Annotated in this window: 11 protein-coding genes; 4 read left to right on the top strand and 7 right to left on the bottom strand. The window is 64.4% G+C overall.

The features are described 5' to 3' along the window. Position 1: 1 nt before the first annotated feature. From accC to U0C82_RS15900, 3 genes are all read right to left on the bottom strand, one after another. A complete protein-coding gene (gene accC / locus U0C82_RS15910; RefSeq protein WP_322188390.1) occupies positions 2–1,348 on the bottom strand; it encodes an acetyl-CoA carboxylase biotin carboxylase subunit in 1,347 nt (448 codons plus the stop codon). A 13-nt stretch (positions 1,349–1,361) separates the two neighbouring features. Beyond that, positions 1,362–1,835, bottom strand: a complete 474-nt coding sequence (accB, locus tag U0C82_RS15905; RefSeq protein WP_322188388.1) for an acetyl-CoA carboxylase biotin carboxyl carrier protein — start codon at positions 1,833–1,835, stop codon at positions 1,362–1,364. 245 nt (positions 1,836–2,080) lie between these two features. Next, entirely contained in the window at positions 2,081–2,848 is a 768-nt protein-coding gene (locus tag U0C82_RS15900; RefSeq protein ID WP_322188386.1) for a DsbA family protein, read from the bottom strand. 223 nt (positions 2,849–3,071) lie between these two features. Here U0C82_RS15900 and U0C82_RS15895 point away from each other — a divergent pair, with 223 nt between their 5' ends. Next, on the top strand, positions 3,072–4,247 hold the full coding sequence (locus U0C82_RS15895) for a pyridoxal phosphate-dependent aminotransferase (RefSeq protein WP_322188385.1): 1,176 nt from the start codon (positions 3,072–3,074) through the stop codon (positions 4,245–4,247). A gap of 110 nt (positions 4,248–4,357) precedes the next feature. Here U0C82_RS15895 and U0C82_RS15890 read toward each other — a convergent pair whose 3' ends face one another. Beyond that, entirely contained in the window at positions 4,358–7,414 is a 3,057-nt protein-coding gene (locus tag U0C82_RS15890) for a ribonuclease E/G (RefSeq protein ID WP_322188384.1), read from the bottom strand. Positions 7,415–8,128: 714 nt separating this feature from the next. Between U0C82_RS15890 and U0C82_RS15885 the strand changes: the two genes are divergently transcribed. The 3 genes from U0C82_RS15885 (at position 8,129) to prfB (ending at position 13,238) form a co-directional block, all read left to right on the top strand. Beyond that, the gene (locus U0C82_RS15885; RefSeq protein WP_322188382.1) at positions 8,129–9,271 is read left to right on the top strand and encodes an N-acetylmuramoyl-L-alanine amidase; all 1,143 of its coding nucleotides are present in this window, start codon (positions 8,129–8,131) and stop codon (positions 9,269–9,271) included. 267 nt (positions 9,272–9,538) lie between these two features. Then, a complete protein-coding gene (locus U0C82_RS15880) occupies positions 9,539–11,989 on the top strand; it encodes a penicillin-binding protein 1A (RefSeq protein WP_322188381.1) in 2,451 nt (816 codons plus the stop codon). 123 nt (positions 11,990–12,112) lie between these two features. Next, positions 12,113–13,238, top strand: a protein-coding gene (gene prfB, locus U0C82_RS15875; protein WP_322188512.1) for a peptide chain release factor 2 whose coding sequence is annotated in 2 segments (ribosomal slippage) — positions 12,113–12,178 and positions 12,180–13,238 — 1,125 coding nt in all. Because the reading frame shifts where the segments join, the coding sequence is not laid out codon by codon here. Between the two features lie 65 nt (positions 13,239–13,303). Here the strand turns inward: prfB and U0C82_RS15870 are convergent. The 3 genes from U0C82_RS15870 to U0C82_RS15860 all read right to left on the bottom strand — a co-directional run bounded on the left by U0C82_RS15870 (position 13,304) and on the right by U0C82_RS15860 (position 16,095). Next, positions 13,304–14,644 (bottom strand): M23 family metallopeptidase, encoded by a 1,341-nt coding sequence (locus U0C82_RS15870; RefSeq protein WP_322188379.1) that lies wholly within the window; start codon positions 14,642–14,644, stop codon positions 13,304–13,306. A gap of 141 nt (positions 14,645–14,785) precedes the next feature. Beyond that, on the bottom strand, positions 14,786–15,619 hold the full coding sequence (locus U0C82_RS15865; RefSeq protein ID WP_322188378.1) for a ferritin-like domain-containing protein: 834 nt from the start codon (positions 15,617–15,619) through the stop codon (positions 14,786–14,788). Further along, entirely contained in the window at positions 15,619–16,095 is a 477-nt protein-coding gene (locus tag U0C82_RS15860) for a peroxiredoxin (RefSeq protein WP_322188376.1), read from the bottom strand. Before U0C82_RS15860 ends, U0C82_RS15865 begins: the two co-directional genes overlap by 1 nt. Positions 16,096–16,101 lie beyond the last annotated feature (6 nt).

The following is a 16,101-nucleotide window of genomic DNA, read 5'->3' as shown; positions in this document are numbered from 1 at the left end:
CTCAGTCAGCCTCGCCCTTGAGGTAATGCTCGAGCCAGTGAATGTCGTACTCGCCGCGCCTGACGCTTTCATTGACCACCAGATCGCGGAAGAGCGGCAGCGTCGTGCTGATCCCGTCGAGCACGAACTCGTCGAGGGCACGCTTGAGGCGCATCAGGCATTCCTCGCGGGTGCGTCCGTGCACGATCAGCTTGCCGACCAGGCTGTCGTAGAAGGGCGGAATCCGGTAGCCGCGATAGACCGCCGAATCGATGCGCACGCCGAGCCCGCCGGGGGCGTGGTAATGGGTAATCTCACCCGGCGATGGAACGAAGGTACGCGGATCCTCGGCATTGATGCGGCATTCGATGGCGTGCCCGGAGAAGGTCACCTGATCCTGCGTCACCGACAGGCCCTGGCCACTGGCGACCCTGATCTGCTCGTGCACCAGATCGAGCCCGGTGATCGCCTCCGTCACCGGATGCTCGACCTGAAGCCGCGTGTTCATCTCGATGAAGAAGAATTCGCCGTTCTCGTAGAGAAATTCGATCGTGCCGGCGCCACGATATTTCAGGCCCTTCATCGCGTCCGCGCAGATCATGCCGATGCGGTCGCGCTGTTCCTGGTCGAGGGCAGGGGAGTTGGCCTCTTCCCAGACCTTCTGGTTGCGGCGCTGCAGGGAGCAGTCGCGCTCGCCCAGATGAATGGCGTTGCCCATTCCGTCGCCGAAGACCTGAACCTCGATGTGGCGGGGCTTTTCGAGATATTTCTCGATATAGACGGCGTCGTCTCCGAAGGCCGCACCCGCTTCCGTGCGCGCGGTCGCCAGCGCCACCGAAAGATCGGCTTCGGTTCGGGCGATCTTCATGCCGCGGCCACCGCCGCCGGCCGATGCCTTGACGATGACCGGGAAGCCGATCTCGCGCGAGATCCGCATCGCCTCGCCGTCTTCCGTCACCGCGCCGGGTGAGCCGGGAACCACCGGAATCCCGAGGCGCTGCGCCGTCCGCTTGGCCTCGATCTTGTCGCCCATGACCCGAATATGTTCTGCGGTCGGGCCGATAAAGGTGAGTTCGTGGGCTTCGAGGATCTCGGCGAAGCGGGCGTTCTCAGACAGGAACCCATAGCCCGGATGGACCGCATCCGCCCCGGTGATCTCGCAGGCCGCGACGATCTGGGGAATATTGAGATAGCTTTCGCTGGCAGGCGGCGGCCCGATGCAAACGCTTTCATCGGCGAGACGCACATGCATCGCCGCATTGTCGGCGGTGGAATGAACCGCAACGGTCGCGATGCCGAGTTCCTTGCATGCGCGCAGCACGCGAAGGGCGATCTCGCCGCGATTGGCGATCAGGACCTTGGAGACCATCAGACTTCTATCCTCAGTCGATCACGAAGAGCGATTCGCCGAACTCAACCGGCTGGGCGTTCTCGATGAGGACTTCCCGCACCGTGCCCGAACGCGGCGACGGAATGCTGTTCATGGTCTTCATCGCCTCGATGATGCAGAGCGTGTCGCCCTCCTTCACGCTCTGTCCGATCTCGACGAAACTCTTCGAGCCGGGAGAGGCCGCCAGGTAGACGGTGCCGACCATCGGCGAGGAGACGGTGCCTTCGCCGCTTCTCGCAGGCGCGGCCGGGACGGTGCCTCCCTGCGCGACGGGCGCCGACATCGGCTGATGGGCGGGTGCCATCTGCATCTGCGGCTGCTGGTAGAAGATCGGCGCGGCTTCGATCTGGCGGGTGAGACGGATGCGGAGCTCATCGCGCTCGATCTCGATTTCGGTGAGATCGCTCTCTTTCAGGATCGAAGCCAACTCACGAACGATATCGGGGTCCAAACTCTTGTCGCTCATGATCTTGCCCTGTCGCCTTCTCGGTCGCCGTTTTTCAAGTTTCACTCATGATCGATCTGTCCCCGACGGGAGCATTCGATCGCAGCTGCAGCGTTGCTTGCACAATCCCGACGTCGAATTCAACGTCCGGCCCCCGCGAACAACGGTTTCACGCCTGTTTCGGCTCTGTGACCCGCAAATAAGGCACAAATCGCACAGTGCGAGCGCAAGCGATCCGTGCCACGATTATTCTTTCGGCGGACGGATCAGCTGCACTCGACCTTGCCGCACGCGCGCATCGAGCCGACGACGGCCTTCAGGCCTTCGAGACCGACCCTTGCCTGCAGGACCTCGTCGCCGATCACATAGGTCGGCGTTCCGTTGATGCGAAGATCGCTCGCGAGCGTCTGGATGTCCTGGAGCGCCTTCATGTTCGCGGAAGCCGCAAGTTTTTCCTCGATCTTCGCCGGATCGACGCCGAGCTCTTCGGCGACGCCGAGGGCGGCGGCCTTGTCGGCGGAGCCGCGCCGCTCGAGAAGCGCCTCGTGGAACCCGCGATATTTTTCGGGCGCGAGATCGCGAACGGCCATTGCGACCCGCGAGGCTTCGAGCGAGCCGACACCCAGGATCGGGAATTCCTTGACGACGAAGCGGATCTGATCGTCCTCTTCGAGAAGCGCCGTCATGTCCGCGAGCGCCTGCTTGCAGTAGCCGCAATTGTAATCGAAGAATTCGGTGATGGTCACGTCGCCATCGGGATTGCCGAAGACCATGCCCTCGGGCGCCGACGTCAACTGGTCGCGCGCGCTTTCGATGACGCTGGCCTGCGCGGTTTTCTGCTGTTCGTCCTGCTTGGCCTGCAGCGCGCTCATCGCCTCCACCAGGACTTCCGGATTTGCGATCAGATAGTCGCGGACGATCGTCTCGATCGCCTGCTTTTGCGTGGAGTCGAAACTTTCCTGAGCCGAGGCCGGCAAGAGTGAGGCGCTGCCCAGAAGCGCGGCAGACAGTGCGACAGTGGTGATCGAACGCATGAAACGGGTCCCTTGCCCTGACAATCCTGAATCGGGTCGGCTATGGGACAGTATCACGGCGAAACTTCGAAGCGAGTGACGACGCGACACGATTTCCGCGGCTGTTTCGCGCGTTCCGCGACCGGTCCGGGCGCTTACATTGCGCGACGTTGCGATGATATGCCAGAGCGGCGGGCGGGCAGGCATGCGTGGCCGCCCCTCGCAACGTCAAGGATCGATCTTCATGACCTCATGCTCGCGCGGCCCCTCCGCCCGGTCGTCCGCCGTCGAACCGTTTCGGGCGATGGCGTTCATGGCGGAGGCGAACCGGCTCAGGGCGGATGGCTGCAACGTGCTGTCGCTTGCCGTCGGCCAGCCTGCCTCGCCCGCGCCACAGGCCGCGCGCGACGCGGCCCATGCGATGATTCGCCAGGGCCGAATCGCCTATACCGATGCGATGGGCCGGATCGATCTGCGCCGCGCCATCGCCGGCCACTATCGTCACGCCTACGGTGTCGAGATCGAGCCGTCCCGGGTGATGATCACGTCGGGGGCCTCGGGCGGCTTCAACATCGCGTTCCTCGCCGCCTTCGAGGCGGGCGACAACATCGCGCTGGCATCGCCCGGATATCCCGCCTACCGCAACATCATGCGAGCGTTGGGGATCGTGCCGGTGGAGATCGAGGTCGGGCCTTCCGACGCCTACATCCTGACGCGCGATCATCTCGAAGCGGCCTTCGAGCGCGCGCCGTTCAAGGGGCTTCTCATCGCAAGTCCGGCAAACCCGACCGGCACCATGACGCCGCCGGCCGAAATGACGCGGATCGCCGCGTTCTGCCGCGAGACCGGCGTCAGGCTGATCTCGGACGAGATCTACCACCGCCTGAGTTTCGGGGTGGAGGAGCGCTCCGCGCTGCAGGATCTCGACGAGGCGATCATTCTCAACTCGTTCTCGAAATATTACTGCATGACGGGCTGGCGCATCGGCTGGATGGTCCTGCCGGCAGACCTCGTCAAGGCGGCCGAGCGTCTTGGCCAGAACATCTACATCTCCGCGCCCGAGCTTTCGCAGGTCGCGGGACTGGCCGCTCTCGGCGCAAGCGATGAACTGGATCGGGTGCGCGACAGCTATCTGCCGAAGCGGCGGATGATGATGGACAGGCTGCCCGCGATCGGATTCCAGGCGATCGCACCGATCGACGGCGCCTTCTACGCCTATGCGCAGGTTCCACAGGGATTCCACTCGGCAACCGCCTTCGCGGAAGCCCTGCTCGCCCAGTGCCATGTCGCGCTGACGCCCGGGCTCGATTTCGATCCTGCTCGCGGCGACGGTTTCGTCCGCCTGTCCTATGCGGGGGACGAGACGGAGATCGCCGAAGCTCTCGATCGAATCGCCGGGTTCGTCGTCCGGCATGGCTGACAGGCCGCTCGGGCGGGGAGACCGTGCGTCGCGACGCGCTTCACGTTGCAATGGCCGCAAACGAGAAAGGGCCGGTCGAACCGGCCCTTTTTCCGTGTCGTCCGTACGGCTCAGAAGAAACCGCGGTTCCACCAGCCGACGCGGCGCGGCTTGGAATCGTCGTTGTCCTCGTCGTCGGTCGCGGCATTCGTGCCGGACGTGACGCGCGGCTCGGTCAGCGGCTCGCGCTCCGGCGTTTCCGCCTCGCCATCGGCGGCGCCCGTTCCATGTTCGGCGGACATATCGGCCGATGGCGGCTCGGATGCGGCTTCGACCGGTTCGTCGGACCGCGGCGCAGGTTCCGCCGCAGCCGCTTGCGGTGCAGCTTCGGCCTCATCGGACACGGTTTCGGGCGCGGACCCTTCGTCGCCGGCGTGCGCCGCCTCGCCGATCATCGTCGCGACCGGATCGTCGAACCGCTCGTCGGCGGTCGACGGGGTCGACTGGACGACTTCGATCGGGATCACGGTTTCCGCGCGCTCGTTCGAGCGGGCGTCATCGGTCGGGGTCGACACGTCAGCGCCGACGTCCGAAGACGTGGCCTGCGCGTCCGACGAACCGGATGGCTCGCTGGAGCCAGCCGGCTTGGCTGCCTGCTTTCCCGGCGCGTCACCGTCATTCCCCGCCAGCGTTTCGGTTCCGGCGTCAAGCTTCTGCCCGCCCTCGCCCTCGCCGTTCTCGTTGGCGGACTGGCGATCGTCGCTTCCATCCCGTTGGCGGCGACCGCCGCGGCGACCACGCCGGCGCCGGCGTCGGCCGGATTGGCTGTCCTCGTCCTCGTCCGAACTCTCGTCCGACTTTGCGGACGTCTCGGCCTCGTCCTTCTCGTCCTTGGTTTCGGCGTCCGAGGTCTCGTCGTCCGAGCCGCTGCGGCGCCTGCGTCTGCGGCGGCTCTTGGTCTTCGGCTCGCGCTCCTCGGTCTCGTCCTTGCCGTCGTTCGACGGCACGAGCTCGCCGGTGGCTTCCGGCGATTCCGCCTCTTCGGACTCGTTCGCCTCTTCGGCGAGATCCTCGTCGATCTGGTTTTCCGCGTCGATCGACACCGGGCTCACGAACTCGCGCGCGATCGGCTTCGTCGCCATGCCGCCCTGTTCGACATTGATGTCGTTGTGACCGACGCTCGGATCGGCTTCGATGACGATCCGCAGGTCATGGGTCTGCTCGAGCTCGTCGATATGGTGACGCTTCTCGTTGAGAATGAACAAAGCCGTCTCGGTGGAGACCTTCACGATGAGATCGCGGCCCTTGTTCTTCTGCAGATAGTCCTCGATGTGCCGGATCGCGTGCAGCGCCATGGACGAGGTGGCGCGGACCATGCCGACGCCTTCGCACACCGGGCACGGCTTCATGGTGGATTCCAGGACGCTGGCGCGTATGCGCTGGCGGCTCATCTCCATCAGGCCGAAATGCGAGATCTTGCCCACCTGGATGCGGGCGCGATCGTCCTTCAAACAGTCCTTCATCTTCTTTTCGACGGCGCGGTTGTTCCGCTTTTCGTCCATGTCGATGAAGTCGACCACGACGAGACCGGCCAGATCGCGCAGGCGCAACTGGCGCGCGATCTCCTCGGCTGCTTCCAGATTGGTCTGGTAGGCCGTGTTCTCGATCGACATTTCCCGGGTCGAACGGCCGGAATTGACGTCGATGGCGACCAGCGCCTCGGTCTGGTTGATGATGATGTAACCGCCCGATTTCAACGTCACATGGGGCTGCAGCATCTTGTCGAGCTGCGGCTCGATGCCCTGACGGGTGAAGATCGGTGTCGGGTCCCGGTAAGGCTGTACGGCCTTGGACTGGGACGGCATCAGCATTCGCATGAAGTCCTTGGCTTCGCGGTATCCCGCTTCGCCCGAGACGAGGATCTGGTCGATATCCTTGTTGTAGAGATCGCGGATCGAGCGCTTGATCAGGCTGCCTTCCTCGTAGACGAGGCTCGGCGCGATCGATTGCAGCGTCAGCGTGCGCACCGATTCCCACAGGCGCATCAGATATTCGTAGTCGCGCTTGACCTCGGCCTTGGTGCGGTTGGCACCGGCCGTGCGCAGGATGATGCCCATGCCGCGCGGAATCTCGAGTTCCCTGACCATGTCGCGAAGGCGCTTGCGATCGGACTGGTTGGTGATCTTGCGGGAAATGCCGCCGCCCCGCGCCGTGTTCGGCATCAGGACGGAATAGCGACCGGCAAGCGAGAGATAGGTGGTGAGAGCCGCGCCCTTGTTGCCGCGTTCTTCCTTGACGACCTGAACGAGCAGGATCTGGCGGCGCTTGATGACCTCCTGGATCTTGTAGTTCTTGCGCAGGCGAACCTGGCGGACCGGCACTTCCTCGAGCGCGTCCTGCGAACCGATCTCGTCGACGCCGTCATCCTCGCCATCGCTGTCGCCATTGTCGTCGTTCTTGTCGCCGCGGCGCGAACGGCCACGGGCAGAGGAACGCCGGCCGCGCTTGGCACGCGAGCCACGCCTGGCGCGCCCGGTCTCGTCGTCGCCCGAAGCGGATGCCTCGTCGCCGTCGCCGGCCGCGTCATCGTCCGAATCGTCCTCGGAATCATCGTCCTCGTCATCGCCCTCGGAGCGAGCCGCATGCGAGCGGGAGCGACGATCGTCGCCGTCATTGCCGGAGGAATCCGATCGTGCGGAGGCCGAATCATCGTCTCCGTCATCCTCCGACGAATCGTCGTTTTCGTTTTCGTTCTCGTCCGACCCGTCACGGTCATCCGCGTTTTCCGAAACGCTGTCGTCGGACCCGTCCTCGCGGCGCGCCGAGCGTGCGCGGCGCTTCAGCTTCTTCTGCTCTTCGCGCTCGGCATCCTCGTCGTCATCGTCGTTCTCGGCCTGGGCGCGGGCGAGTTCCTCGGCCATGAGCGCTTCACGGTCGGCCTTGGGGATCTGGTAATAGTCCGGATGGATCTCGCTGAAGGCGAGGAAGCCATGACGTCCGCCGCCATATTCGATGAAGGCGGCCTGGAGCGACGGCTCGACGCGCGTCACCTTGGCAAGATAGATATTACCCTTGAGCTGCTTCTTGTGCTCGGACTCGAAATCGAACTCTTCGACGCGATTACCGCGGACGACGACGACACGCGTCTCTTCCGGATGGGACGCGTCGATCAACATTTTGTTGGCCATGGAAAGTCTCCAAGGCCCGGTCTCTGCGATTGGCTGATCGTCTCAACGATGATGAGGAAAATCGGATAGGAAACCGGGCGGCGGGTCGCACTGTGCCTGACGCGACCGACCGTGTCCGCGCGGGGAGACGGACCGATGGGACCGTTCTCCATTTCCGCTGCGATGGTCGGATTGTCGTCGACAAGACAGAGCTCCGCAAAATCGAAAGGTGACCGCCTTGCAGCGGCCGATGATATTCGGCGTGTCCGCGAACTCGCAGAGTCGGGACCGTTCAACATGCCGGGCGACGCGTCTCTGACCACATCGCACGCAGCGAAATTCTGGGAAGTCTCGAGGATGTGCATGGGGGCCGAGGAACAGAAAGCCTCTCGCCCAAATGCCCGTCGCCAGCCAACCCGGCGATCTTCCTAGATCGATCGGAACTTGCGGGCATACGGCCCGTCTGGCAAGACTTCTTACCCTCTCTTAGGCGCTGGATCGCCAAGAAACAAGCCGTTTAGCTTGTGCGAACATGCCGGGGACGCTCGGCGCGCCGGGTTTCCGCTCCATTTTGCAGCAAGTCAGGTGATGCAAGGATCGGCGTTTCCGCCCGTCATAATCCTCACCAACCCATCATCTATGGCATCCACCACCGCAATCGAACATGACCGGCTTTTCCGAATGGTCCCAACACTCCGAGCCTGGGGGTGCGCATGCTTCGTGATCGTATGCGCTATGATATCGCTCGTAAAATCAGCCGCGGCCGAGACCGCCATCGTCATGCGCGTCGAGGTTCAGGCCGGTGCGGCCGATCGGCAGAGCGTCGTCCTGACGTTCACCAGCGCGCCGGACGCGCGGCTCGTCGTCCTGCGCTCGCCGGACAGGATCGCCCTCGATCTGACGGACGCGCTTCCGGCCAGCGATCCCGAACTGCCCGATGAGAGCGGGCTGATCGAAAGCGTGCGCCATGGCGCGACCGGCCCGGATCGCTACCGCTACATCTTTCGGCCGCGCGAGGGCGTGGAGGCACGGCTCGATCGTCTGACCGTGCCGGAGGGCGAAGGGGCGGCGTATGAAATCCGCTTCTCCAGAAGCCATGGGGAAAGCGTCGTCGCGGGCAAGGCGCAACTCGGCGCGAAGGCGAACGCGGACGTTGCCGAGGGTGCGTCGGCCGCAACCTCGGAGGCAGTCGGGGACGGTGCCGAATTCACCGTGGTCATCGATCCCGGTCATGGCGGCGAGGACAATGGCGCGATCGCGAAGAACGGTGCGATGGAGAAGGACGTCAATCTCGCGGCGGCCAAGGCGCTGCGCGATGCCCTGTCGGACAATCCGAACGTGCGCGTCGTCATGACCCGCGAAGAGGATGTCTTCGTCGGCCTTTTCGAGCGCTCCCGCATCGCGCGGCGCGAGAACGCCAATCTCTTCATTTCGCTTCACGCCGATTCGATCCGCTACGAAAATCTTCGCGGTGCGACCATCTACACGCTCTCCGAACGCGCATCCGACCGGCTGTCGCTGGAAATCGCCAACAATGAAAATGCCGCCGACCGATTCGGCGATGCCGCCGATCTCGTCGAGGCGCCGGAGGTGTTCGATATCCTGTCGGACCTCACGCGCCGCGAGACCGTGGGATATTCGGAACACTTCGCCGCATCGCTCCTGTCGGAGATGAAGCGTTCCAACGTCCGGATGATCAAGAATCCGAAGCGGTCGGCGAGCTTCCTCGTCCTCAAGTCGCCGGACGTTCCCTCGGTCCTGATCGAACTCGGCTTCATGTCGAACGACAAGGACGCCAAGCTTCTGGCGGACGAGGAATGGCGACGGGACACGATGAAAACCATCGCCAACGCGATCACCGCGTTTTATGGCTTGTAGATGCGGGTTGAAACCGAAGCGTTTCCGTCGTCCCCTCAGCGCGGAACATGATTTTGCAAGTTCGTCGAAAAATGCGACAGACCATCGCTCTGCCGCATTTTACGATCAAAGCGTTAACGTGCACGCGATCGTGAAGCGCAGCACCTCGCCGCGCGTTTCGAGGCGTCGGGCGGGAACGGGCGAAGCGATGGGGATCGCTTGGTTCGAGGGGTTAACATTCTTGGATATCCGGCGGTCGTTCCACGCTGGGAAGTGGGTAAATCACCGATGATCAGACTGATCGGCTATTTCTTCGGAATCGGCTCCGTTTTCTTTCTCATCTTCGCCGGCGGTCTTGCCTGGTATGTCGAGAAGATCGGGCAGACGCTTCCCGATTACGAGGTGCTGGCCGACTACAAGCCGCCGGTCACGACGCGCGTTCACGCCTCCGACGGCGCGATGATGGCCGAATATGCCCGCGAGCGCCGTTTGTTCCTGCCGATCCAGGCGATGCCCTCGCGCGTGAAGAACGCCTTCCTCGCCGCCGAGGACAAGAATTTCTATTCCCACCCCGGTGTCGACATCGAGGGTATCGGCCGCGCCATCGTGGTGTTGGCGCAGGGTGGCCGCATGCAGGGCGCCTCGACCATCACCCAGCAGGTCGCGAAGAATTTTCTCTTGTCGAACGAGCGCACCTTCGACCGCAAGGTCAAGGAGGCGATCCTCTCGATGCGCATCGAGCAGGCCTATTCGAAGGACAAGATCCTCGAACTCTATCTCAACGAGATCTATCTCGGCATGGGCGCCTACGGCGTGGCGGCGGCGTCGCTGAGCTATTTCGACAAATCGGTCAACGAGTTGACGATCGAGGAGGCGGCCTATCTCGGTGCGCTTCCGAAGGCGCCGGAAAACTACAATCCCTATCGCAATCCGGAGCGCGCGATCGCGCGCCGCAACTGGGTCATCGCCCAGATGGCCAGCAACGGTTTCATCACCGAGCAGGAGGCCGATCTCGCCAAGAGCAAGCCGCTCGGCATCAATCCGCGTCCGACGGGCACCTATCTTGCGACAGCCGAATATTTCACCGAGGACGTGCGCCGCGAGATCGTCGATCGCTACGGCATTGACGCGCTGTACGAGGGTGGACTGTCGGTGCGCACGACGCTCGACCCCCAAATGCAGAAACTCGCCCGCACCGCGCTGCAGTCTGCGCTGGTCGAATTCGACACGGCGCGCGGTTTTCGCGGGCCCGTGAAGAATGTCGAGATCGGCGGTGACTGGGGCGAAGCGGTCGGCGCGATCGAAGCCTTCGACGACGTTCCGCAGTGGCGGCTCGCCATCGTCCTGTCGGTCGACGGCGAATCCGCCAGCATCGGCCTCCAGCCGAGACGCGACGCCGGCGACAAGCTGGGCTCCGAGCGCGAGATCGGAACGATCGCCAAATCGGACATGGCCTGGGCCATGCGCCTCAACACGGAAGAAAAGCAGGGGACCGTCGGATCCGTGTCCGAAGTCCTCGATCGCGGCGACATCGTCTATGTCGAGAAGGTCGAGGACGGCGACGGCGATGCCTGGCGCCTGCGCCAGCCACCGGAGATCCAGGGCGGTCTCGTCGCCATGGAGCCCGAGACCGGCCGCGTGCGGGCCATGGTCGGCGGGTTTTCCTACGCCGAATCCGAATTCAACCGCGCAAGTCAGGCCTATCGCCAGCCCGGCTCGTCCTTCAAGCCGTTCGTCTACGCGACGGCGCTCGACAACGGCTACACGCCTGCATCGGTCATCCTCGATGCGGCGATTTCCATGCCCGACGGCAATGGCGGCTACTGGACCCCGTCCAATTACGGCGGCGGCGCTGCCGGCCCGTCCACGCTGCGGCTCGGCATCGAGAAGAGCCGCAATCTGATGACGGTGCGGCTCGCCCGCGACATGGGCATGAAGCTCGTCGCGGAATATGCCGAGCGGTTCGGTATCTACGACAAGCTCGCGCCTTTCCTCCCGATGTCGCTGGGAGCGGGCGAGACGACGGTGCTGCGCATGGTCGGCGCCTATTCCGTGCTCGCCAATGGCGGGCGCGCGATCGAGCCGACCCTCATCGACCGCGTCCAGGACCGGTACGGTCGCACCATCTACAAGCACGACCAGCGCTTCTGCGCCGAGTGCAATGTCAGCGGCTACAGCGGCCAGGCCGAGCCCACGCTCGTCGACGAGCGCGACCAGGTTCTCGACCCCATGACCGCCTACCAGATCACCTCCATGATGGAAGGCGTGGTCCAGCGCGGAACCGCCACCTCGGTCAAGGCCCTGGGCTTCCCGGTCGCCGGCAAGACCGGCACCACCAACGAGGAAAAGGACGTCTGGTTCGTCGGCTTCACGCCCGATCTCGTCGTCGGCGTCTATCTGGGCTACGACCAGCCGCGCCCCATGGGCAAGGGCGCGACGGGGGGCGGTCTGGCCGCGCCCGTCTTCGTCGACTTCATGAGCAAGGCGATGGAGGGCAAGCCTGCGGTCGAGTTCACCGTGCCGGAGGGCATGGAGGTCATCGCCGTCAACCGCTCCAACGGCATGCGTGCCTCGGGCACGGGCGAAGGGGTCATCATGGAAGCCTTCAAGCCTGGCACGGGTCCCGCCGACAGCTACAGCGTCATCGGAATGGACGCGATCGCCTCCGACGTTCAGCGCGGAGTGGTTTCCGACCAGACGCGCCAGGCGATCTCGCAGGGCGCGGGCGGCTTGTTCTAGGCCGACTTCGCCGCGGCCCAACTAGCCAAGGCGGACCCGCACCGCTATATTCCGCGACAAGACGAGGGGCGGCGCTTGCGACCGTCCCTTTTCGTTGAATGAACATTCATGGAGGACAGCGCCGTGCGCGCCGAAATCGAACATATCGTCGACGAGACCAAGCAGACCATCGGGCTGCTGAGGAGGCATCTTTGACTGGGATCAGGCACTCCGGCGTCTCGACCATCTGAACAACAAGGCCGAGGATCCGACCATCTGGGACAATCCGGCCGAAGCCCAGGCCATGATGCGCGAGCGTCAGAATCTCGATTCCAGCATCGCCGCGATCCGCCATCTCGAACGCTCGATCGAGGAAAATGTCGAACTCATCGCGATGGGCGAGGACGAGGGCGACCAGGAGATCGTGACGGAAGCGGAAACCGCGCTTCGCGCGCTTCAGGCGGACGCCGCCAAACGCCAGATCGAAACCCTGCTGTCCGGCGAAGCCGATGCGAACGACACCTATATGGAAGTCCATTCCGGTGCCGGCGGAACGGAGAGCCAGGACTGGGCCGCGATGCTGCAGCGCATGTACATTCGCTGGGGCGAGCGCTCGAAGTTCAAGGTCGAGGTGCTGGAAGAGCAGGGCGGCGAAGAGGCCGGGATCAAGAGCACGACGCTTCTGATCAAGGGGCACAACGCCTATGGCTGGGCCAAGACCGAATCGGGCGTTCACCGCCTCGTGCGGATTTCGCCCTATGACAGCCAGGCGCGGCGCCACACCTCCTTCGCATCGGTCTGGGTCTATCCGGTGGTGGACGACACGATCAATATCGATGTGAGCGAATCGGACGTGCGCATCGACACCTATCGTGCGTCGGGTGCCGGCGGCCAGCACGTGAACACCACCGATTCGGCCGTGCGCATCACGCACATCGAATCGGGCATCGTGGTCGCCTGTCAGCAGGAGCGCTCGCAGCATAAGAACCGCGCCACGGCTTGGAACATGCTGCGCGCCCGGCTCTACGAGGCCGAGCTCGAAAAGCGCGAGGCGGAGGCGAATGCGGAAGCGGCATCGAAGACCGACATCGGGTGGGGTCACCAGATCCGCTCCTACGTTCTCCAGCCCTATCAGCTGGTCAAGGACCTGCGGACGAACGTCGAGAGCACCTCGCCGCAGGATGTGCTCGACGGCAAGATCGACGAGTTCATGGAAGCGGCCCTCGCGCAACGCGTCGAAGCGCGGCAGAACGCCGACAAGGCGGACTGAGACCTGACGGACATCGGATGGGGGCGGCGCGGAACGCGTGCCGGCCCCTTCCTGAATGACGGCGATCAGCCGATCCGGTCGATCGCGCGTCCCGCCTGAATGAAGCGCATCGGGTCGATCGCCTGGCCGTTCCGGCGGATCTCGTAATGCAGGTGCGGGCCCGTGCTGCGCCCCGTCGAGCCCACCGCCCCGATCGTCGCGCCGCGCTCGACTGTTTCGCCGATGCTCACATCGATGCGCGACATATGGCCGAAACGCGTCGTCAGCCCGTTTCCGTGATCGATCTCCACCAGATTGCCGTAGCCACCGGCAGATCCGGCGCGAAGAACCGTTCCGGACGCGGTCGAGCGGATCGGCGTTCCGGTGCGAACCGCATAATCGATCCCCGCGTGCAGGGCGCGACGCCCGAGGAACGGGTCCGATCGGATGCCGAAACGGGACGACATCAGCTTGCCGCTCATTGGCTCCTCGAACGGCAATCCCTCCGAAAGTCCGCGCAACCCTTCCAGATGGTCGAGCGCGCTGTCGAGTTCGGCATAATAGGTTTCGAAGCCGGCATCCTCGGGAACCGGCTCGTAAGGCCCGCCGATGCCGCTCTCGATGCTTGCTTCGTGCCGGATGCCGACCGAGGACAGGACGGATGCGATCTCGATCGAGCGTTCGACGGCTTCGCTGGTCAACGCCTTCAGGTTGGCGATCTGCTGCAGTTCGGCATAATCGATCGCCCGGCCGAAACCGGACAGATCATCCTGCGAGATATCGATCGTCGATTGGCGCAGGGATGCGGTCTCGATCGGGTCCAGGAGATCGGGCACCGCAGCGGCGTCGCGCGCCGGATCGGCGGGTCCCACGGCCGTGTCGGCCAATTCCGGTCGATCGTTCGACGTCGCGCCCGCGGCGGCCGGCGCCGCGCCGAACGACTCCCCGTCGAGCGGCAGTCCGGCAAGGTCGGGGCGCGGCGTCGGCACCGGGGTGCCCAGCGAAGTGAACGCGGGAAGAATGCCGTTTTCGCGCGCGCGCTCGAAGATCGGCTCGAGTCGCTCGTAGCGCTCGGCGATCAATTCCTGCTGGGTGAGGAGAACGTCGACTTTCGATTCGACCATCTTCTGGGCCACGAACTGACGGCTCGTCGCCTCGTCCAGCTGGGTGCGCAGGTTCGCAAGACGCATTTCGTAGGTCTGCCGCAGGGCCGTCTCGGTCGGCACCGTCTCGTGCGTCGACCCGGGAAGGGCAAAGTAGGCGAAGCCCGACAGGAGGATGCAGCCGAGCACCGGCAGAACCGCACCGCGCATGATCCGGCGCGGATCGACCGTCACGTGCCGGACGCTTTCGCCGCGGGCCACGACGAAGGTGATCGGTAGCCGTCTGCGCCCGAAACTCTGCCTTTGTCCAACGGTCGCGGTCATGGCGGTCAGGCACTCCAGGGCTCGTTCGAAAACCGTGCGAAGCGACCGTCTAAACGACGCTCCACGCGGCCCGATTAGAAGCGCTTAACCTTAACAAAGCCTTTCGCACTGGCGTGCGGAACGGTCGACCGGCCGTTCCGATCAGCGCGACAGGGGCGAGAGGGACCGGTAGAACGTGGGCGTGAGACCCGCTTCGGCACGCGCGCGGTCGTTGAAAGGCGGTTTGACCTCGCCCCGGAAGCATTCCCGCACCAGATCGTGAAAGCGCTTGGCGGGATCGACCCGTTGGCGCGCGCACAGGAACCGGAACCATTTGGCGCCGATCGCCACGTGCTTCTTCTCGTCATGGTAGATGATCTTCAGGATCGCGGCCGTCTCCGGGTCGCCCGCATCGGTCAGTCGGTCGATCATCGACGGCGTGACGTCGAGGCCGCGCGCCTCGAGGATCAGCGGCACGACGGCAAGGCGGGCGGCGAGATCGTGCGCGGTTTCCTCGACCGCCTGCCAGAGCCCGTCATGGGCCGGCAGCGCGCCGTAGAAGGAGTGCAGCTCCTCGAGGCGACGGGACAGCAGGCCGAAATGCTTCGCCTCTTCGAGCGCGACCGTCATCCAGCCATCGAAGAACGAGCGCGGGATCGGCTGATCGGCGAACCGGGCGACGATATCGAGCGCGAGATCGATGGCGTTGAGCTCGATATGGGCGATCGCGTGGATAAGCGAGACCCGCCCGGCCTCGGAATGGACCGAGCGGCGTTTCACCGTCCGCGGATGGACGAGTTCGGGTCTGGCCGGTCGGCCGGGGCGGTCGGGCAGGGGATCGTCGTCCGGCGCGTGGAGCCCCAGCGTGCGGGCGAACCACAGGCGGCCCGCCAGATTGGTCGCGCGGCGCTTCTCTTCGACATCGCAGGCGCGCAGCGCCAGGATTGCCGCCTGGCGTAGCGTTGACGGCGAGCGGTCGGACGGATCGCCGGCCATCAGGCGGACGCGTGGGCTCTGGCGGCCTCCAGAACCGCTTCGGCATGACCCGGCACCTTCACCTTGCGCCACAGCGTCACCACCGTGCCGTCCGCACCGACGAGGGCGGTCGTGCGCTCGACGCCCATATAGGTCTTGCCATACATCGACTTCTCGACCCACACGCCGCAGGCCTCGAGGAAAACCTTCTCCTCGTCCGACAAGAGGCGAACCGACAGGTCGTGCTTGTCGCGGAACTTCACATGCTTCTTCACCGGATCGGGCGAGATGCCGATCACCGACATTCCGAGCGCGTCGAATTCGGCCTTGAGCCCCGAGAACGCCACCGCCTCGCTGGTGCAGCCCGACGTGTCGTCCTTGGGATAGAAATAGAGGACGAAGGGGGCGCCCTTCAGGTCGGCGAGCGCGACGGTGCGTCCGGTCTCGTCGGGAAGCGAGAAGTCGGGGAGGGCTTTGCCTTCTTCGAGGGCCATCATGTCGAT

This window comes from Fulvimarina uroteuthidis (assembly GCF_034321785.1).
Classification (GTDB): Bacteria; Pseudomonadota; Alphaproteobacteria; order Rhizobiales; family Rhizobiaceae; genus Fulvimarina; species Fulvimarina uroteuthidis.
This window is presented reverse-complemented; position numbering and strand designations above follow the sequence as displayed.

Coding starts and splice junctions, on each gene's coding strand:
- U0C82_RS15870 (WP_322188379.1), bottom strand. CDS start 14,644: ATGACCGCGACCGTTGGACAAAGGCAGAGTTTCGGGCGCAGACGGCTA.
- U0C82_RS15865 (WP_322188378.1), bottom strand. CDS start 15,619: ATGGCCGGCGATCCGTCCGACCGCTCGCCGTCAACGCTACGCCAGGCG.
- accB (WP_322188388.1), bottom strand. CDS start 1,835: ATGAGCGACAAGAGTTTGGACCCCGATATCGTTCGTGAGTTGGCTTCG.
- U0C82_RS15880 (WP_322188381.1), top strand. CDS start 9,539: ATGATCAGACTGATCGGCTATTTCTTCGGAATCGGCTCCGTTTTCTTT.
- U0C82_RS15860 (WP_322188376.1), bottom strand. CDS start 16,095: ATGATGGCCCTCGAAGAAGGCAAAGCCCTCCCCGACTTCTCGCTTCCC.
- U0C82_RS15900 (WP_322188386.1), bottom strand. CDS start 2,848: ATGCGTTCGATCACCACTGTCGCACTGTCTGCCGCGCTTCTGGGCAGC.
- accC (WP_322188390.1), bottom strand. CDS start 1,348: ATGGTCTCCAAGGTCCTGATCGCCAATCGCGGCGAGATCGCCCTTCGC.
- U0C82_RS15895 (WP_322188385.1), top strand. CDS start 3,072: ATGACCTCATGCTCGCGCGGCCCCTCCGCCCGGTCGTCCGCCGTCGAA.
- U0C82_RS15890 (WP_322188384.1), bottom strand. CDS start 7,414: ATGGCCAACAAAATGTTGATCGACGCGTCCCATCCGGAAGAGACGCGT.
- U0C82_RS15885 (WP_322188382.1), top strand. CDS start 8,129: ATGATATCGCTCGTAAAATCAGCCGCGGCCGAGACCGCCATCGTCATG.